Origin of the sequence: Williamsia maris (genome assembly GCF_024171815.1) — a bacterium.
GTDB lineage: Bacteria > Actinomycetota > Actinomycetes > Mycobacteriales > Mycobacteriaceae > Williamsia_A > Williamsia_A maris.
In genome coordinates, this window is the sequence record NZ_JAMTCJ010000001.1 from 1194462 (window position 1) to 1212940 (window position 18479).

Here is an 18479-nt window from a genome sequence, read left to right on the forward strand (position 1 = left end):
CCGGTCGTTGGGCCGACCATGACTGCTCCCATTCACCTCGCCGTCGCACTCGACGGCGCCGGATGGCATCCGGCCGCGTGGCGCGAGGAATCCGCACGCCCCACCGAGTTGCTCTCGCCCCGTTACTGGATCGACCAGGTGCGCACGGCGCAGGACGGGCTGCTCGACCTGGTGACCCTCGAGGACTCCCTGACCCTGCGGCACGGGACGACACCCGACCGTCCACGCAACGACACCGTCGCCGGACACCTCGACGCGACGCTGATCGCCAGTCGCGTCGCACCGGCGACGAGCTCGATCGGCATCATCCCGACCGCGGTCGTCACCCACACCGAGCCGTTCCACCTGTCGAAGGCCATCGCCACGCTCGACTACGTGTCGACCGGTCGGGCCGGCGTCCGACTGCGCGTGTCCGCCCGCGACGACGAGGCGCGCCTGATCGGCCGCCGCGAGATCGCCGACCACCCGCTCGACGACCTCCTCGCCGAGGCGGGTGACTACGCCGAGGTGCTGCGCCGCCTCTGGGACAGCTGGGAGGACGATGCCGAGATCCGGGACGTCGCCACCGGCCGCTTCGTCGACCGGGACAAACTGCACTACATCGACTTCGAGGGTCGCTTCTTCTCGGTGCGCGGACCGTCGATCACGCCGCGCCCGCCGCAGGGGCAGCCGGTCATCGCCGCGCTCGCACACCGCGATCCGGTGTACCACTTCGCCGGTGCCGCCGCCGACCTCACGTTCATCACCCCCCGCGACGCCGACGACACCCGCGACATCGTCGGCCGGATCGGTGCGGCCCGTTCCGCCGCCGGTCGCGACGACGAGGTCGGGCACGTCTTCGTCGACCTCGCCGTGTTCCTCGGGGCCACCGACGCCGCGGCGGCCACGCGCAAGGAGCGGCTCGACGATCGGGCCGAGGCCGAGTTCACCAGCGACGCCGAGATCTTCGTCGGTACGGCTGCCGGTCTCGCCGACCGGATCAGCGACCTGGTCGGGCCGCACACCGGCGCGACCGGGGTACGCCTGCGGCCGGGCGCGATCCCCGACGACCTCGAGTCGATCACCCGCGAACTCGTCCCGGAGTTGCAGCGCCGCAACCAGTTCCGCACCGAATACGCCGAGTCGACGCTGCGTGAGCGCCTCGGTCTGACCCGTCCCGCCAACCGCTACGCCCAGGCAGGTGCCCGATGAGCTCCCCCACCCCCCGTAAGCAGGTCCATCTCGCCGCGCACTTCCCCGGCGTCAACAACACCACCGTGTGGAGCGACCCGGCCGCAGGCAGCCACATCGAGTTCGAGTCGTTCGCACACTTCGCCCGCACCGCCGAACGCGCGAAGTTCGACTTCCTGTTCCTCGCCGAGGGGCTGCGCCTCCGCGAGCAGAACGGCCTGATCTACGACCTCGACGTCGTCGGACGCCCGGACACGTTCGGCATCCTGGCCGCGCTCGCGTCGGTCACCGAACACCTCGGGCTGACCGGCACGATCAACTCGACGTTCAACGAGCCCTACGAGGTGGCCCGACAGTTCGCCAGCCTGGACCACCTCACCGAGGGCCGCGCGGCGTGGAACGTGGTCACGTCCTGGGACGAGTTCACCGGCGAGAACTTCCGGCGCGGAGGCTATCTCGCCAAAGAGGACCGGTACGTAAGGGCCAAGCAGTTCCTGCAGGTCGCGACCGAGCTGTGGGATTCGTGGAACAGCGACGACGTCGTCGCCGACAAGGAGACCGGCCAGTTCCTGCGCCGGGCCGACGTCGGCGACTTCCGCCACCAGGACTCGCAGTTCGACATCGCCGGGCAGTTCTCGGTGCCCCGCAGTCCGCAGGGTCGTCCGGTGATCTTCCAGGCCGGCGACTCCGAGGAGGGGCGCGAGTTCGCGGCCTCGACCGCGGACGCGATCTTCTCCCGTCACTCGACGCTCGACGACGGGCAGGCGTTCTACTCCGACGTCAAGAGTCGTCTGGCCACCTATGGTCGCAGCCACGACGAGCTGCTGATCCTGCCCGCCGCGACCTTCGTCGTCGGCGACACCGACGCCGACGCAGCGGAATTGGCGCACGAGGTGCGTCTACAGCAGGTGAGCGGTCAGACCGCGATCAAGTTCCTTGAGCAGATGTGGAACCGCGACCTCTCCGACCACGACCCCGACGGGCCGCTCCCGACGATCGACCCGCTGCCCGGCGAGAACACCGTCGCGAAGGGACGGGCGAGCGTCCGCATCCACCGCGACCCGCGCGACGTGGCCAACGAGTGGCGTGCGCTCGCCGAGTCGAAGAACCTGTCGACGCGCGAGCTGATCATCGAGGTGACCGGACGGCAATCCTTCATCGGTTCGGCGCGCACCGTCGCCGAGACGATCAACGAGTTCGTCCAGGCCGACGCCTCCGACGGGTTCATCCTCGTCCCGCACGTCACGCCCGGCGGGCTCGACCGGTTCGCCGACGAGGTGGTCCCGCTGCTGCAGGAGGCCGGGGTCTATCGCACGGAGTACGAGGGAACGACGTTGCGCGACAACCTCGGTCTCGCGTACCCGTCGTCGACATCGGCGGAGAACCGCTCAGCCGGTGTGCTCGCGTAGGTACCGCATGACATGCACGTCCGGCTGATCGACGATGTCGGTGACATCGTCGTGCTTGCCCACGTAGGCGGCGAACAACGGGCACACCGGCACGATGCGACGTCCCGCGGCGCGGGTGGCGTCGATCGAACCGCGCACCAGGATCGTGCCGAGTCCGCGGCCGCCGTAGGCCTCGTCGACCTCGGTGTGGAAGAAGATCCGTTGAGCGCCGGCCTGGGTGTCGTCTCGGTCGCGGTACAACGCGAACCCGACCGTGCCCTCGGGGTCGAGTGCGATCTCGAATCGCTGGAGTTCCGGGTTGTCGGTGACGGTGGTCTCGGCGCCGGTCTTGTCGGTGGTCATCAGCTGTCCTGTCGGTGATCGGTCGGGGTCTGGGCGCTCGGCGCGGGGTTGGAACGGGGCCGCAGAACGGTGTTCGGCAGGGTGGGCGCCGGGATCCGGTCGTGCGGACCGACGTATCCCTGCACCGACCCGAACCTCTCGGCGTGGGACTCCCACTGCTCGCGATACGCGGCGATCTCCTCGTGGGTGCGCCCGACGAAGTTCCACCACATGATGATCTCCTCGGTGAACGGCTCACCACCGAGCAGCAGACACCGCGCGGGCTCCGACCCCGTGTTCGAGATCGTCACCTGTGACGCACCGAGACCGACGTAGGCGAGATCGCCGTTGGGCAGGTCGGTGTCGGAGACCCGGAGCTCACCCTGATCGCTGAGCACACCGTGCTCGAAGTCCGAAGAGACGTCGAGCACGATGGTCGTGTGCGGGTCGATGACGATCTCTGCCCCCAGCAGCGGGGTGAACGTGGTGACGGGCGACGTCTCGCCGGCGAGCTCGCCGAGGAACACCCGCAGCACCGCGCCGTCGACGGCGACGGGGTCGGGGGCGTGGTGTTGGAACCCGCGCTCGGAGTGCCGCGCCGAGTCCGGCAGCGCAACCCAGAGCTGGGCGCCGTGCAGGACAGTCGTCTCCGGGGTGGACACCTCGGAGTGGCTGATGCCCGCGCCCGCGGACATCAGGTTCAGCTCGCCCGGCCGCACCATCGCGTGCACCCCGGCGCTGTCGCGGTGCTCGACCTCGCCGCTGAACAGCCAGCTCACCGTCTGCAGACCGGTGTGTGGATGGGGCGCGACGTCCATGCCCGCGCTGCGCGTGACGTCCTCGGGACCGTAGTGGTCCACGAAGCACCAGGCCCCGATCAGCGACCGTTGCCGTTGCGGCAGCGTCCGACGGACCAGCATCGCCCGAGGTCCGCCCAGCGGCACCTCCCGCGCGGAGAGCACCTCCACGCCCGTGGTCGGCGAACCGACGCACTCCTGCTCCACCGGGTGTTGCTCGAGATTGCTCATCTGTCGGGCCGCCTTCGCCGGTCTAGCGTCGTCTATCGTGATGTGTGCCAGAACAATACGCCGGCGCGAGTATTCCCGACGCGCCCAGCGAGAGGGACGACCGTGACCGGTTCGCACATCTACATCGACAAGCAGTCCCCCTCCGCCTATCGCGCGCTGGGCGGTGTCGCGACCGCGGTCGCCGACGTCGCGCACGACGCCGACCTGCCCCGCATCCTCGTCGAGCTGATCAATCTGCGCGTCTCCCAGATCAACGGGTGCGCGTTCTGCCTCGAGCTGCACTCCCGACGCGCGATCGCCGCGGGCGAGACCGTTCAGCGCATCGCGACGCTGCCCGCCTGGCGCGACACCGAGTTGTTCGACGCCACCGAGCGCGCCGCGCTACGTCTCGCCGAGATCTGCACCGACCTGCCGTCGCACGATCTGCAGGAGGTCGACTACGAGCGGGCCCGCGAGACGCTCACCGACGATCAGATCTCGGCGGTCATCTGGGTCGCCATCACGATCAACGCGTTCAACCGCGTGTCGATCCTCAGCCGACATCCCGTCCGGCAGTGACCGGGGCGTCGGCGTAGATCGGGTAGCTCGGCAGCACGAAGTCCTTGCCCGCGCGGGAGAGCAGCCGGTGCTCGACTCGTGCGCGCACAGCCGGTTTCGCGATCACCCGGTGCACGGTGCGAAGCACCCGCAGACCCCACGTCGTCCGTGGCATGACCGTGCGGGAGTTGCCCAGCGGTGGGGTCTGCACGGTCTCGGCGTAGGGCCGGATGATCCGTTCGTAGGCGGCGAAGGCGCGACGATTATCGATCGTCTTGCCGTCGCGGGCCGCGTCGAGCTCGCCGGCGAGGACGTACGCACCGACCAGAGCCAGGGTGGTCCCCATGCCGGTCGGGCCACCCGCCCACGCCGCGTCGCCGACGACGATCACCCGTCCGCGCGAGTACGTCGGCAGCACGACCTTGTCGGTGCGCTCCATGTAGAACTCCTCGGGTGCGGCCTCGAAGCCGTCGAGGATGCGGTCGGTCTCCCACCCGACACCGGCGAATCGGGTCCGCAGGACCTTCATCTGCGCGGCGTGACCGAGTCGGTCCAGGCCGAGGTCGGGTGCGAGGAAACCGAGGTTGGCGCGCATGGTGCCCCTGTTGTCCGGGCGGAGGCCGGCCATGCGGCTGTCCCGCGCGGTCATCTATCGCCACCAGTCGTCGTCGGCCGCGGTCCGCTCGATGGTGCCGTAGGCGATGTACAGACCGCGGCTGATCGTGCCGACCTCGTCACCGAACACCAGATCGCGCGTGGTCGAGTTGCGGCCCTCCGCCACGACGAGCAGGTCATAGCGTTCCCGAGACCCGTCGGCGAGTTGGACCTCGACCCCGTCGGACGTCTGATCGAGCGCCGTGACGTGGTTGCCGTAGCGATGCTCGACCTCACCCTCGGTGAGGCGCAGGAGGATCTCCGACAACGATCCCCGCAGGATCTCGAGTTCGGCAGTCGGACCGTCCGCCCCCTCGATCATCGGCAACTCCGCGTACGGGGCGCCGTGGTGGTCGTAGTAGCGGATCCCGACCTCGCCGGTCGACGCCGCCTTCACCTCCGCCCGTACTCCCATCGCGTCGAGGACGGCGTGGCCGGCGTCGCGGATGTCGATGTTCTGCCCGGCCTCACGCATCCGCGGCGCCCGTTCCATCAATGTGACCGCGAAACCCGCCCGGTGCAGGGCCCACGCCTGGGCCGGGCCTCCGACACTGCCCCCGGTCACCAGCACCGTCGGTCGGGTGTCGTCCTCTGATCGTGCTCGCGTCATCTGCTTCTCCTGGTCTGACGTCGGTAAAGTATGTAGACAATCTAGCTGTTAGATCACCAAAACACTAGATTGACTAGCGACTCCCGGCGTGATGGGATGACGCCCATGCCGAACGACGACGACTTCTACGGCGATCTCGACCCGGCCACGATCGCGGTGCGCGACATGGTCGGCGCATCACGGGAACTGGTCGGACGCATGGCCCACCGGATGGGGATGAACCCCAACGACATGTCGGCCATCGCGCAGCTCACCCAGGAGGGGCCGATGGGCGTGGCCGATCTGGCCACCCACCTCGGGATCAGGTCGGCATCGGCGACCGTGATGGTCGACCGTCTCGAACGAGCCGGTCACGTCGAACGCGTCCGCGACACCGTCGACCGACGCCGGGTGGTGGTGACCGATACGCCGACCGCGCGCCGAACCGCCGCGGAGGCCTGGGGTCCCACCATCGGCCGCCTCGACGAGGTGTGTCGAGAACTGGCCGACGACGAGCGAGATGTGGTGCTGCGCTTCCTGTCCCGCATCACCGAGGTGACCCGGGACAGCGGGACCGACTGAGTCGACGGCCGCGTCAGTCGGCGAACACGCGTGCGGGCACCATCGCGAGCACGTCGGCCACCATGGAGTGCGCGTAGGCCTCGTCGGCCGGGAGCCCGAACACGACGTGGTGATAGAGCGGAGCGACCACATGGTTGAGCACCTGCGCCACCGTCGGCACGGCCTCACCGCGCGCGGCGGCACGGGCGATCATCGCCGCGGCCTGCTCGTCACGGATCTCCCAGCACGGACACTTACCCGGAGTGCCCTCGCGGGCGCCGACCATGGCTCGCAGGTAGACGATGCGTTCCGGGCGGGTGATGTCGGCGACGATGATCCCCGACCAGGTCTCGAGATCGCCGCGGATGCTGCCGGTGTCGGGCATGGGCTCATCGCCGGTGAGTGCCGCGACCGCCACCTCCTCGAGCAACGACGACACCGCACCCCATCGCCGGTACACACTCGTCGGGTTGACCCCGGCGCGCTCGGCCACCTGCGGCACGGTCATGGTGTCGCGGAAACCCTCGCTCACCAGCTCACCGACCGCGGCGTAGACGGCGGCCTGCACTCGGGCACTCCGACCACCGGGGCGTCGGGATGAGGTGCGCGATGTGGTCATGTCTGCCATTATTGCAAACACGCTGGCTTTAAGACACCACTCGGTGCTATCTTCTCAAAAAGCAAAGATCATTGCTTTAATCGAGGAGTGACTGACATGCAGCGACGTATTCCGCATCCGATCGCCTTCTGGGTGGTCGCACTGATGTCGACGACCGCACTGCTGGCGTCGGCGGCGCCGTCCCCGCTCTACCCCGTGTACCAGCAGCTCTGGGGCTTCTCCTCGTTCACGCTGACGATCATCTTCGCGGTCTACGTCGTCGCCTTGGTGGGCACGCTGCTGACCGTCGGCTCGCTGTCCGATCACGTGGGTCGACGCCCGGTGCTGTTCGCCGCCGTCGTCCTGCTGATCGTCAGCATGGTGATCTTCCTCGAGGCCGACGGTGTGGCGCTGCTCATCGTGGCGCGCGTTGTGCAGGGGTTGGCCACCGGCGCGCTGGTGGGAACGATCAGCGCCGCCATGGTCGATCTCGCCCCGAGCCCGCGTCTCGGCGCGCTGTTGAGCAGCGCCAGCCCGCCCGCCGGATTGGCCGCGGGAGCCGTGCTGGCCGGCGCCCTCGTCCAGTACGTCCCACTGCCCCGCGTGATCGTCTATGTGGTCCTCATCGCACTGCTGGGCATCTTGCTGGTGACGCTCGCCTTCCTCCCGGAGACATCGCCGCGACACGGCTTCACCTCGAGACGCCACGTCCTGCAGATCATCTCGCCGAACATCTCCGTACCCGGCTACGCCCGGCTCACGTTCCTGACGGCACTGCCCGCACTGATGGCGAGTTGGGCCCTCGGCGGTCTCTACCTCTCGTTGGGGTCGTCGATCACCGCATCGATCCTCGGGGTGAGCAACCACGCCATCAGCGGTGCGATCCTGTTCGCCTTCTTCGGATGCGCGGCGGTCGCGGCAGCGCTGGCGCAGACCTCGTCGACCACAGTCCGGTTCACCCTGGGCTTCACCGGCCTGGGAGCAGGGGTGTTGATCTCCATGTTCGCCACGCTTGCGTCGTCCGCACCCGCCTATGTCGCCGGGTCGGTGGTCGCCGGAATCGGTTGGGGCATAACCCTGATCGGGATGATGTCGTCGATCACCGAGGTCACCGCACCGGCCGATCGGGGTCGCGTCTTCGCCGCGGTGTTCGCGGTCTGCTACACGGCGTTCAGCGTCCCCGCCGTCGTCGCGGGTCTGGCCGTCACGATGTTCGGATTGCGCTCCACCGCAGTGGGATACGCGATATTCATCCTGGTGCTCGTCGTCGCCGCTGCGATCGCAGCGATCGTCAACCTGCGTCGCGCGCCTGCTGTCGGGGTCGCTGTCGACGTGACGGCGAGCCCGGCGCAGGAGCCGGTCTCGATCCGCTGATCAGTTCTCAGCTCCGGGTCCGCGCGACCGCCTTGTCGTCGATGGCTCCCTTGTGCGCGGCCTTCTCGACGCGCCTGCGGGAGAACCGGCCGAGTCCGGTGAGCACGCGGGACACGACGGTCCGACGCCCCTTGCGGCGCTCGATCCGCATGCCTGCGGTCAGGCTGAGCCGGGCCACGATCGGCAGGACGAACGCCAGAAGCAGGTATCGATAGATGTAGCGGCGCGCGAGCAGCGGGATCATGTGCGGTCTCCTCGATCGGACGTGGACGAGCGGGTCACTTCAGGGCGCGACGTGCGCGCACCGTGCCACTGATGATCCACGCGATGACCGCGCCCACGGCTGCGCCGATCAACATGGCCACGCCGAGACCGAGGTCCAGCTGCCACGCCAGGAACTCCACGCTGACTTGATCGGTGTTCTGCAGCACGAAGATCACCACGGCCGCGATCAACACCACTGCGATCACCAGGGTGATGGCGGTGACGGGTCCGACGGTCCGGGACTTGGTGCGCGTCGCGACGGTGTCGGTGTGGGTGGCGCTCATGGCGGGCCTGCTTCCTGATCGATTTGTGTGCAAGTGAGAACAATCGAAGGATTTCAGCAGAATGTCTCGACGCAAGCGGCTGAATTATCACGAGCAGGTCACGAAAGATCACGGATCGATAACGGCAGCCCGTGGCCCGTCCGGTTTCGGAAAAACCCGCTCATCGCATTTCCGAGTTGGCGCTACCGGAGGGTAATAAGGAGGTATGCACCTCGCCCTCACCCCCGATGAAGCGGCGTTCCGCGATGAGATGCGGACCTTCTTCACCACCAAGATCCCCAAAGAGATCCGCGAACGGTCGGCCGCCGGGAACCTGAACTTCCCCGACGACATTGTCACCACGATGCGCATCCTCAACGAGGAAGGCATCGCGACCCCGAACTGGCCCGTCGCCGCAGGCGGCAAGGACTGGACCCCGGTGCAGCGCCACATCTGGCAGGACCAGATGAACCTCGCCGCCGTGCCCGAGCCGCTGGCGTTCAACGCCGCGATGGTCGGTCCGGTGATCGCACAGTTCGGTTCGCAGGAGATCAAGGACCGCTTCCTGCCCGCGACGGCGAACCTCGACATCTGGTGGTGCCAGGGCTTCTCCGAGCCCGAGGCCGGTTCCGACCTCGCGTCGCTGAAGACCAAGGCCGTCCGTGACGGCGACCACTACATCGTCAACGGCCAGAAGACCTGGACCACGCTGGCGCAGTACGCCGACTGGATCTTCTGCCTCGTGCGCACCAATCCCGACGCACCGAAGAAGCAGGCGGGCATCAGCTTCCTGCTCATCGACATGAACTCCGAGGGCATCGAACGCCGCCCCATCCAGCTCATCGACGGTGGCTATGAGGTCAACGAGGTGTGGTTCACCGACGTGCGCGTCCCGGTGGAGAACCTCGTCGGCGAGGAGAACGCCGGGTGGAGCTACGCCAAGTTCCTGCTGTCGAACGAGCGCGGCGGTATCGCACGGGTGTCGTACAACAAGATCCGACTGGCCCGCGCCAAGGAGATCGCCGCGTCGATCTCCACACCGAACGGCTCCATGCTCGACGACCCCTTCACGCGCGCACGGTTCGTCGAACTCGAGAACGCCCTCCTCGCACTGGAACTCACCCAGTTGCGCGTCGTCGCCTCCGACGGCGACGGCAAGCCGAACCCGGTGTCGTCGGTGCTAAAGCTGCGCGGCAGCGAGATCACCCAGGAGGTCACCGAGCTGATGACCGACCTCGCGGGCACCGACTCGCTGACCGTCTTCGACCCCGCGGTCGACGACGCGGAATGGGCGCACCTGGCGATGCCGACCTATCTGAACACCCGCAAGGTGTCGATCTACGGCGGGTCGTCGGAGGTCCAGCGCACCATCATCGCCTCGGGGATCCTCGGCCTGTAGCGCCGGACATCCCCCTCCCGACACCAGTCACGACGAGAGAGTCACCCATGGATTTCGAATTGACCGAGGAGCAGTCGCTCCTGCGCGACACCGCCCGCGAGGTGCTCGGACGCGCCTACGACGTCGAGAAGCTGCGTGCCGTGGCCGACACCGACCGCGGCTGGAGTGAGGACGTCTGGTCCTCACTCGCCGAGATCGGGATTCTCGGCCTGCCGTTCACCGAGGAAGACGGTGGCGCCGGAGCCGGATTCGCCGAGACCGCCGTCGTGGCAGGCGAACTCGGTCGTTCCCTCGCACCCGAGCCGTACATCACCGGGATGGCGACGCCTGGCGTGGCGATCGCCGCGGTCACCGACGACACCCTGCGCGGCGAGATCGTCAGCGCCGTCTCCGAGGGCGAGCTCGTGTTGGCCTGGGCACACGACGAGCCCGGCGACCGCTGGCCCGCATCCGCGCTGGCCACCACCGCCGCCGCGGCAGGCGACGGATACACCGTCACCGGCACCAAGAGCCCGGTGCTCGCCGGCGATGTCGCCGGGAAGTTCGTCGTCACCGCCACGCTCGACGGCGCGCCCGCCCTGTTCCTCGTCGACGCCGACGCATCCGGCGTGACCCGCACCGCGCTGCGCACGCACGATCGTCGTCGCGCCGCGCGGATCACACTCGACGGTGCCGCCGCGACCGCACTGCCGGTCGACGACGTCGCCGCAGTGATCACCAAGGCCGAGGTCGTCACCCAGACCCTGCTGTGCGCCGAGGCGGTCGGCGCGATGGAGCAGGCACTGAACCAGACGACCGAATACCTGAAGTCGCGCAAGCAGTTCGGGGTGCCGCTCAAGACGTTCCAGGCTCTCACCCACCGTGCGTCGAACATGTACGTCGAACTCGAGTTGGCGCGCAGCATCAGCACCTACGCCACGATGCGCCTCGCCGACGACGACGTCGACCCGGCCACCGCGTCACGCGCCAAACTGCAGATCTGCCGTTCGGCACGTCTCATCGGTCAGGAGACCATCCAGCTGCACGGCGGCATCGGCCTCACCGCCGAGTACCCGGTGGGCCACGTCGTGAGCCGGTTGACGGCTATCGCGCACACCCTCGGAGGCGCCGACGATCACCTGCGTGCGTTGTCGGAGTCGGTCGCCGACCACGACATGCTCACGCTGATCTGATCGGCACCATCCGGTAATCCGCGTCGCGCGGTGTCCGGACCATGGACGCGTATCGGGTCATGAAACCCGGCCAGTTGTGGGTGTCGTGGCCGTGCGCGTCCAGATACCAGTTCGAGCAACCGGATTGCCACACCGAGTTCGATTGGCGCTCAGCCAGTTCGGTGCGCCACCGCTCGAGTGCTGTCGCGGTGACCTCCATCGCCGTGCCCGGCGTCCGGTCCAGACGGGACACCGCGGCGACGATGTGGTCGGCCTGCGCCTCGAGCATGAACGTGATCGAGCCGGTACCGAGGTTCGTGTTCGGGCCGTAGACCAGGAAGAGGTTCGGGAACCCCGGCACCGCGACCCCGAGGTGCGCGAGGGCACCGCCGTCCCAGGTTTGCGCCAGGTCGATCCCGTCGACCCCGGTCACCGTGAGCGTTCCCAGGTGGGCCGTCCGAAAGCCGGTGGCGTGGATGATGACGTCGACCTCGTGATGCGCGGTTGCGGTGGACAGGCCCGTCGTCGAGAACTCCGCGATCGGCTCGGTCACCAACGTGACGTTCCCCCGCGCGAAGGCATCGTGGTACTCGCTGGAGATCAGGATACGTTTGCAACCGAGGCGGTGATCCGGCGTGAGGCCGGCACGTGTCGCTTCGTCCAGACCGCGTCTGGCGAGTGCACGTGCGTGCACCCGCTCGAGCGGCCGCATCAAGCGCGGCCACTTCCAGAAGAAGACCCCGAACGCCTCGAAGGTCCACCAGATGCCGCCGCGTGCAATCGATCTCAGCACCGGGAACAGGCGATACGTCCGGTGCAGTCGTTCACCGTAGGCGGCGTCGGGCTTGTCGAAGACGTACGGCGCCGATCGTTGGAACACCACCAGTTCGCCGACCGTGTCCGCGATCGCGGGGATGACCTGGACGGCGCTGGCCCCGGTTCCCACCACGGCAACCCGTCGGCCGGCAAGGTCGACGTCGTGACGCCAGCGTGCCGTGTGCATGCGCGGGCCGCCGAATTCGTCGAGTCCCGGTATCGACGGATAGCCGGGAACGTTCAGTTGCCCGGTCGCGCCGACGACCACGTCGGCGGTGACCTCCGCACCGTCGGCGAGGAGGAGCGACCACTGCGCACCCGTCCACCGGACCGACTCGACGGTGACGCCGAGTCGCAGGTGGTCGGCGATCCCGGCCTCGTCCACACACCGCCGCAGGTACCGCTGGATCTCCGGTCCGGGGGCGAAGCGCCGTGTCCAGTCGGTCGTCTGCGCGAAGGAGTAGCTGTAGACGTGCGACGGCGCATCGCATGCCGCGCCCGGGTAGGTGTTCGCCCACCACGTACCGCCGACGTCCGGGTTGGCGTCGAAGAGGATGAACTCCCGGTGACCCGCCGCGGCCAGCTTGAGAGCAACGCAGACACCGCCGAATCCGGCCCCGATGATGGCGATGCGCACGTCGGTCACACCTGAGGCTGACACCGGCCGGACGCGGAGTCAAGGATTTCTCGGACATTCGTCTGGACACCCGTCTATCCTGACCGGATGATCGGAAACGTGCTGGTGGTGGTCGGTGTCGGCGGCATGGGAGAGGCGATCGCCCGGCGACTGGGCTCAGGCCGTCCGGTGGTCCTCGCCGACCACGACGAGGTACGACTGCAGGCGGTGAGTTCGGCCATGCGCCGCCAGGGCTACGACGTGCGCGAGAAGTCCGTCGACGTCAGCGACCGTGGGTCGGTCCGCGAACTCGCGGCGTTCGCGGCCGGACTGGGCCCGGTCACCGCGGTCGCGCACACCGCGGGACTGTCGCCGGCGCAGGCACCGGCGGAGCGGATCGCCGCGGTCGACCTGGTGGGCGTGGCGCACTCGCTCGACGAGTTCGGCGAGGTGATCGCTCCCGGGGGCGCCGGGGTCTACATCTCCAGTATCGCGGGCCACATCTTCCGTGACGCCGTCGACGCGGCAACGGCCGCGATCTTCGCGAACGCCCCCGCCGAGGAGTTGGCGGACGTCGGATTGCTGTCCATGCCCGACGTCCCCGTCGACCTCGCACGCGCGATGACCTACGGATACGCCAAGCGCGCCAACCAGATCCGCGTCCAGGCGCAGGCGCCACGCTGGGGCGACCGCGGCGCACGGGTCAACTCGATCAGTCCCGGCGTCGTGGCCACCCCGATGGGGTGGGATGAGTTCGAGGCCGAGTTCGCCCACGACGCGTACAAGTCCATGGTCGCCGACAACGCCGCCGGCCGGTTCGGGACCGCCGAGGACGTGGCCGCGGCCGCCGACTTCCTGCTCGACTCGACGAAGTCGAGCTTCGTCTCCGGTGTCGACCTGCTCGTCGACGGCGGAACGCTCGCGGGGATCAGCACCGGGCGGGTGTCGATGTCCCCGGCCGAGAACCGGACATGACGGGGCCGTCGATAGACTCCACCCACGCATCGCCGCGCCCAGACACCAGGAGATCCCCATGGCAGCACCGCTGATCGAAGCATCGACCGACATCAAGGCCAGCCCCGAGAAGGTCTGGTCGATCGTCTCCGACCTGGCGCGCATGGGCGAATGGAGCCCGCAGTGCCGCAAGGTCATCGTGCGCGGCGGCGCCGTCGGACAGGGCACCAAGACCATCAACGTGAACAAGCGCGGCCTGCTCGTGTGGCCGACCACCGCGAAGGTGGTGACGTTCGAGCCGAACCGCGAGATCGCCTACCGCATCACCGAGAACCACACCGTGTGGGGCTTCGAGATCACCCCGTCCGCCGACGGCGTGACGCTGACCGAGCGCCGCGTGGCCGCGGACGGCAAGACCACCGCGGTGTCGGCGTTGCTCGTCGACAAGGTGTTGGGCGGCAAGGACAACTTCGAGATCGAGCTCGAAGAGGGGATCAAGGAGACGCTGGCCAAGATCAAGGCGGCCGCCGAGCGCGGCTGATCTCTGGACCTGCCGGCGCTGTCGCATTACGCTGGTCGGCGGCGCCTGCAGGACGCCTCCGGGTCCGCGGACAGGGCTGAGCCCACCTGCAGCTCGATCGTTCTCGAGGCCAACCACTCCTTTCGGCCTGTTCTGCGGACCACAGGCGACGAGAGGAGCCTGTCATGGCTGTTGCACATCTCCCGGAACGACCCGATCTCGACCAGCTGCGCAGGCAGGCCCGGGAATTCCAACGGGCGGTCCGTGAGGGCCGAGGCCACGCCGTCGCCGAGGCAGATCTCGATGCACCCGACCCCGAATATCCACTCGCGCGAGCGCAATTGGTGATCGCGCGGAGATTCGGCTTCGTCAGTTGGCCGCGCCTCGTGCGCCACGTCGAGGCCATCCGATCGCGCTTCTGGGAATACCGTGACCACGATGGGGACGGCTCGGCAGCCGACGAGTTCCTCCGGCTGGCCTGTCTGAACTACGCCGTCGACGACCCTGCTCGTCCGGCGCAGGCGATGGCGGTGCTGTCGGAGAACCCGGCGGTGCCGACCACCGATCTCGCCGTCGCCGCAGTCATCGGTGACGTCGATTCCGTTCGAGCGTCGCTGTTGCGCAACGCATCCGTCGCGACAGATCCGACGGGGCCGTTCGGGTGGTCACCACTGATGTATCTGACCTACAGCCGCGTTCCGATCGCGCGCGTCGAGGCCGTCGCGACCGCGACAGCACTCCTCGATGCCGGCGCCGATCCGAACGACGGGCGGTTCTTCGCCGGCCTGTCCGCCCCGTTCACCGTGTTGACCGGCGTCTTCGGCGGCGGCGAGAACGGCCAACCGCCGCATCCGCATTCGACGGATCTGGCACGGCTGCTGTGCTCGAGGGGGGCCGATCCCGACGACGCGCAGACGCTGTACAACCGGATGTTCACCACCGACGACGACTTCCTCGAGGTGCTGTTCGAGTTCGATCTGGGGACCGGTGACGGCGGACCGTGGCGGCATGCCGTACCGGACCTGCTGCCGTCACCCAGCGACGCCGTCCGGGGCCTGCTCGAGTGGGCGGTGACCCACGATCAGTTCGATCGGGTGGAGCTGCTCGCCCGGCACGGTGTCGACATCGTGAGCCCGCTGAGCACGGGACGCACTCCGATCGCTACCGCGATCGGCAACGGTCACACGCGACTGGCCACCCGCCTCGCAGAACTCGGCGCCGCTGCTCCGGTCCTCGACCCGGCGGAGACGTTCGTGGCGGCGGTGATGTCGGGCGACGCGACCATCGCACGCACCACCGAGGACGATGTGGTCGCAACCGTCCGTCGAGATCGACCGGCGCTGGTGGTGTGGGCGGCCGGACACGGACGCGTCGAATCGGTGGAACTGCTCGCCGAGGCCGGCTTCGACATCAACGCCCTCGGGCGATCGGACCTGCCGGTGGCGGACCGGTGGCAGACGGCGCTGCACACCGCCGTCGAACGTGATGACGCCGCGATGATCGGCCGGTTGCTGGAGCTCGGCGCCGACCGATCGGTACGTGACGCCCGGTTCGACGCGACGCCCGCGCAGTGGGCCGATCATCTCGGCCACGACGATCTCGTCGAACTGTTCGGGTCGTGACGACGGCCCGCGCCGGGGCGGCCGGATCGGTTCGGCGGCCACCCCGGGCACCGGTCGTCATCTGATCGGGGTCACTCCGCGAGCTTGGCGACCGCCTGCGCCCAGAGGAAGTACTTGTTGGTCCCGAGGTCGCCGACGGTCTTGATGTTGAAGGCCTCTTTGAGCAGCTCGGCGTGGCGCGGGCTGACCCCCTGCAGTGCGTCGACAGGTGCGTTGACCAGCTCGTCGATCGGCGTCTCTTCGAAAGACTTGTCGAACTTGTCCTTGTAACCGGACATCGTTGCACTCCTTGCGGGTTCGGTCAGCCGGGAAGGTCCCGGTCGACGTCCGCCAGGGTACGAGTCGCCGGTGACACGGAGGCGACATTCGATCTGCGGGGTCCGAACGCGACCGCTCATCGGGCGCCGTTGTTCGCGAACTGTCGCCGATAGCGGCGATGTCGTCGATCCCCCAATCGGTCGTCTCCAACAGCACGCGCGACTCGTCGAGTCGCTGCTGGAGAATCCACCGCGCCGGGGGCGGCACCGGTCGCGGTCTGATTCCACTCATGCGGGTGCGGCGGGCCGCCCATGATGGAGACAGCGCAGACCGCGCGCCGGGAGATCCCCCGGACATCGTCAGGAGCAGCCATGAGCACACCGAAACGTGCACTGATCGTCGTCGACATCCAGCAGGAGTACTTCGAGGGTCCGCTCCAGATCGCCTACCCACCGCGCGACGAGTCGCTGGCCAACATCGTCTCCGCCATGGACACCGCTGTCGCACAGGATATCCCGGTGGTCATCGTGCAGCACCAGATGCCCGACGGCGCCCCGGTCTTCGTCGAGGGGACGCCCGGGTGGTCGCTGCACCCGGAGATCGAGAAGCGGACGACGCCCACGACCAAGCACGTGCACAAGAACTTCGGCAGCGTGTTCGCGGGCACCGACGTCGCCGAGTGGCTGCGGGCGCGCGACGTCGACACCATCACAATCGTCGGCTTCATGACCAACAACTGCGATCTGGCGACCGCGGTGGAGGCCGAGGGCCTGGGGTTCGCCGCGGAGATCCTCTCCGACGCCAGCGGTGCGATCAACCTGGCCAACGAGGCCGGACACGTCTCGGCCAAGACCCTGCACACCACGCTGATGGTGCTGTTGCAGTCGAACTTCGCCGCCGTGACCACCACCGCCGAGTGGACCGCCGCCGTGGCGTCCGCGCAGACGATCGAGGTCAACAACCTCGTGGTGTCAGCCGTCGAAGGGCGCTCGGTCGCCGTCGGCTGACCGGTCCCATCCACAAACCACACCGCTCAGCGAGGCGAGCTGCACTACGCATCCAACGCCGGTCAGCGGTGTGGTTTGTGGACCGATGAGTCAGCGAAGGTGGACGATCACGCCGGCTCGGTGTCTCGGCCGAACACCGACCGATGCCAGAGCAGGACCGCGGGTACACCGATCAGCTCGAGTGCGGTCGCGGCCGCGAAGACCGGGTGGGGCCGACCGACGGCGCGCCACGACAGCAGGCGGGGTACGCCTCCGGCGGCGGCGAGACCGAGCAGCACCCGGGTCGTCGTGGCGCGCTCACGTGGAGCGGCCGCCGACCACCACAGACCGGGTCCCGCGGCGAACCAGAAGACGTTCACGAACCGGTACTCGCTGTCGACACTCGGCGTGGTCGGGCCTCCTCCGGGCGCACTCGGCGGGCCCTCGAGGACGCCGCGCGCACCGGACATCGCCGGAAGTATCCCCAGCAGCGCCACGACCGAGGTCACCGCCGCCTCGTTCGATGGTCGACGGATGCGTCGCGTCATCTGCGTCCTCGCTCTGAGCTGGTCAACTCGTCCCACAGCGCGGGCAGATCGGCGACGGAGTCGATGACGTGGTCGGGTACCGGCCCGAACTCGTCGCTCTGCACCGTCGCCAGGGCGCCGGCCCGGAACTTGCCGGTCCGCACCAGGACACCGATCAGGGCCGCGGCCTGCGCCCCGAGGACGTCGTTGTGGAGGTCGTCACCGACCATGACCACCGACGTCGGTTCGAGTCCCATCGCCTCCACCGCCGCCCGGAACCCCACCGGCGACGGTTTACCGATCGCCCGGATCTTCTGTCCCGCAGCTTTTTCCAGGCCCTCGAGGTAGACGCCGGTGTCGATCTTCATGCCGTGATCGGTGGACCATGTCATCGATCGGTGCATCGCGACGACCGGGACCCCGGAGATCATCAACTCCAACACCCGCGAGATGGCGTCGTGGGTGAACTCCGGTCCGGCGCCGCCGAGGACGACGACCTCGGGGTCGTCGTCGGCCGCGCACAGCGACACCCCGTCCATGTCGTCGGCGACGGGTCCGTCGTTGAGCACCCACGTCCGCCTGCCCGGGTACTCCGCCTCGAGGTACTCCGCGGTCAGCTTCGCCGCACTGAGGATCTCCTCGGCGGCGACGTCGAAACCGCAGTCGGTCAGTGCGGCGGCGATCTGCGCGCGCGACTTCGACGTCGTGTTGGTCAGGAACAGTCGCGGGATCCCGCGTTCGGTCAGGGCCGCGAGCGCCTCGACGGCACCGGGCAGCGGCTGCCACGAGGTGACCAACACCCCGTCGATGTCCAGCAGCAATCCCTCGGCCATAGGGAAAATCTAGTCGCCACGAGATGACC

22 protein-coding genes are annotated in these 18479 nt (G+C 68.4%); 11 read left to right on the plus strand and 11 right to left on the minus strand.

Annotated elements, in window-relative coordinates; all coding sequences use genetic code 11:
* Positions 1-18: 18 nt before the first annotated feature.
* Both LX13_RS05660 and LX13_RS05665 read left to right on the plus strand, forming a co-directional pair.
* On the plus strand, positions 19-1191 hold the full coding sequence (locus LX13_RS05660) for an LLM class flavin-dependent oxidoreductase (protein ID WP_253660298.1): 1173 nt from the start codon (positions 19-21) through the stop codon (positions 1189-1191).
* The gene (locus LX13_RS05665; protein ID WP_253660299.1) at positions 1188-2579 is read left to right on the plus strand and encodes an NtaA/DmoA family FMN-dependent monooxygenase; all 1392 of its coding nucleotides are present in this window, start codon (positions 1188-1190) and stop codon (positions 2577-2579) included. Before LX13_RS05660 ends, LX13_RS05665 begins: the two co-directional genes overlap by 4 nt.
* Here LX13_RS05665 and LX13_RS05670 read toward each other — a convergent pair.
* Both LX13_RS05670 and LX13_RS05675 read right to left on the minus strand, forming a co-directional pair.
* Entirely contained in the window at positions 2559-2921 is a 363-nt protein-coding gene (locus tag LX13_RS05670; protein WP_253660300.1) for a GNAT family N-acetyltransferase, read from the minus strand. The genes LX13_RS05665 and LX13_RS05670 overlap by 21 nt on opposite strands.
* Complete coding sequence (locus LX13_RS05675) at positions 2921-3928, minus strand: pirin family protein (RefSeq protein ID WP_253660301.1); 1008 nt, start codon at positions 3926-3928, stop codon at positions 2921-2923. Before LX13_RS05675 ends, LX13_RS05670 begins: the two co-directional genes overlap by 1 nt.
* Before the next feature lie 102 nt (positions 3929-4030).
* Between LX13_RS05675 and LX13_RS05680 the strand changes: the two genes are divergently transcribed.
* Positions 4031-4486, plus strand: coding sequence for a carboxymuconolactone decarboxylase family protein (locus tag LX13_RS05680; RefSeq protein ID WP_253660302.1), 456 nt, complete (start codon positions 4031-4033; stop codon positions 4484-4486).
* Here the strand turns inward: LX13_RS05680 and LX13_RS05685 are convergent.
* Both LX13_RS05685 and LX13_RS05690 read right to left on the minus strand, forming a co-directional pair.
* A complete protein-coding gene (locus LX13_RS05685; protein WP_253660303.1) occupies positions 4461-5114 on the minus strand; it encodes a Rossmann-fold NAD(P)-binding domain-containing protein in 654 nt (217 codons plus the stop codon). The genes LX13_RS05680 and LX13_RS05685 overlap by 26 nt on opposite strands.
* Positions 5115-5729, minus strand: a complete 615-nt coding sequence (locus LX13_RS05690; protein WP_253660304.1) for an FAD-dependent monooxygenase — start codon at positions 5727-5729, stop codon at positions 5115-5117.
* A gap of 105 nt (positions 5730-5834) precedes the next feature.
* Here LX13_RS05690 and LX13_RS05695 point away from each other — a divergent pair, with 105 nt between their 5' ends.
* Positions 5835-6290 (plus strand): MarR family winged helix-turn-helix transcriptional regulator, encoded by a 456-nt coding sequence (locus LX13_RS05695; RefSeq protein WP_253660305.1) that lies wholly within the window; start codon positions 5835-5837, stop codon positions 6288-6290.
* Between the two features lie 13 nt (positions 6291-6303).
* Here the strand turns inward: LX13_RS05695 and LX13_RS05700 are convergent, their stop codons facing one another.
* Positions 6304-6888 carry a TetR/AcrR family transcriptional regulator gene (locus LX13_RS05700; RefSeq protein ID WP_253660306.1) on the minus strand — a complete coding sequence of 195 codons (585 nt, stop codon included), beginning with the start codon at positions 6886-6888 and terminating at the stop codon, positions 6304-6306.
* Between the two features lie 96 nt (positions 6889-6984).
* Here LX13_RS05700 and LX13_RS05705 point away from each other — a divergent pair, with 96 nt between their 5' ends.
* A complete protein-coding gene (locus LX13_RS05705) occupies positions 6985-8241 on the plus strand; it encodes an MFS transporter (protein ID WP_253660578.1) in 1257 nt (418 codons plus the stop codon).
* 7 nt (positions 8242-8248) lie between these two features.
* Here LX13_RS05705 and LX13_RS05710 read toward each other — a convergent pair whose 3' ends face one another.
* Positions 8249-8485 (minus strand): hypothetical protein, encoded by a 237-nt coding sequence (locus LX13_RS05710; RefSeq protein ID WP_253660307.1) that lies wholly within the window; start codon positions 8483-8485, stop codon positions 8249-8251.
* A 34-nt stretch (positions 8486-8519) separates the two neighbouring features.
* Entirely contained in the window at positions 8520-8789 is a 270-nt protein-coding gene (locus tag LX13_RS05715) for a lipopolysaccharide assembly protein LapA domain-containing protein (RefSeq protein WP_253660308.1), read from the minus strand.
* Between the two features lie 205 nt (positions 8790-8994).
* Between LX13_RS05715 and LX13_RS05720 the strand changes: the two genes are divergently transcribed.
* Together LX13_RS05720 and LX13_RS05725 are read left to right on the plus strand one after the other, a co-directional pair.
* Positions 8995-10167, plus strand: a complete 1173-nt coding sequence (locus tag LX13_RS05720) for an acyl-CoA dehydrogenase family protein (RefSeq protein WP_253660309.1) — start codon at positions 8995-8997, stop codon at positions 10165-10167.
* Positions 10168-10214: 47 nt separating this feature from the next.
* The gene (locus tag LX13_RS05725) at positions 10215-11339 is read left to right on the plus strand and encodes an acyl-CoA dehydrogenase family protein (RefSeq protein WP_253660310.1); all 1125 of its coding nucleotides are present in this window, start codon (positions 10215-10217) and stop codon (positions 11337-11339) included.
* Here the strand turns inward: LX13_RS05725 and LX13_RS05730 are convergent.
* Positions 11326-12795, minus strand: coding sequence for a flavin-containing monooxygenase (locus tag LX13_RS05730; RefSeq protein WP_253660311.1), 1470 nt, complete (start codon positions 12793-12795; stop codon positions 11326-11328). The two genes, LX13_RS05725 and LX13_RS05730, sit on opposite strands and share 14 nt — an antisense overlap.
* A 63-nt stretch (positions 12796-12858) precedes the next feature.
* On the opposite strand from LX13_RS05730, the gene LX13_RS05735 reads away from it, so the two are divergent.
* The 3 genes from LX13_RS05735 to LX13_RS05745 all read left to right on the plus strand — a co-directional run bounded on the left by LX13_RS05735 (position 12859) and on the right by LX13_RS05745 (position 15846).
* Entirely contained in the window at positions 12859-13725 is an 867-nt protein-coding gene (locus LX13_RS05735) for an SDR family oxidoreductase (protein ID WP_253660312.1), read from the plus strand.
* Positions 13726-13783: 58 nt separating this feature from the next.
* On the plus strand, positions 13784-14245 hold the full coding sequence (locus tag LX13_RS05740) for an SRPBCC family protein (RefSeq protein ID WP_253660313.1): 462 nt from the start codon (positions 13784-13786) through the stop codon (positions 14243-14245).
* Between the two features lie 164 nt (positions 14246-14409).
* Positions 14410-15846 (plus strand): ankyrin repeat domain-containing protein, encoded by a 1437-nt coding sequence (locus tag LX13_RS05745; protein WP_253660314.1) that lies wholly within the window; start codon positions 14410-14412, stop codon positions 15844-15846.
* 71 nt (positions 15847-15917) lie between these two features.
* On the opposite strand, the gene LX13_RS05750 is transcribed toward LX13_RS05745, so the two are convergent.
* Positions 15918-16124 carry a hypothetical protein gene (locus LX13_RS05750; RefSeq protein ID WP_253660315.1) on the minus strand — a complete coding sequence of 69 codons (207 nt, stop codon included), beginning with the start codon at positions 16122-16124 and terminating at the stop codon, positions 15918-15920.
* Positions 16125-16475: 351 nt separating this feature from the next.
* On the opposite strand from LX13_RS05750, the gene LX13_RS05760 reads away from it, so the two are divergent.
* Positions 16476-17111, plus strand: a complete 636-nt coding sequence (locus LX13_RS05760) for an isochorismatase family protein (RefSeq protein ID WP_253660316.1) — start codon at positions 16476-16478, stop codon at positions 17109-17111.
* Positions 17112-17218: 107 nt separating this feature from the next.
* On the opposite strand, the gene LX13_RS05765 is transcribed toward LX13_RS05760, so the two are convergent.
* Entirely contained in the window at positions 17219-17599 is a 381-nt protein-coding gene (locus LX13_RS05765) for a DUF4345 domain-containing protein (RefSeq protein WP_253660317.1), read from the minus strand.
* A 35-nt stretch (positions 17600-17634) separates the two neighbouring features.
* Entirely contained in the window at positions 17635-18450 is an 816-nt protein-coding gene (locus LX13_RS05770) for an HAD-IIA family hydrolase (protein WP_253660318.1), read from the minus strand.
* Positions 18451-18479 lie beyond the last annotated feature (29 nt).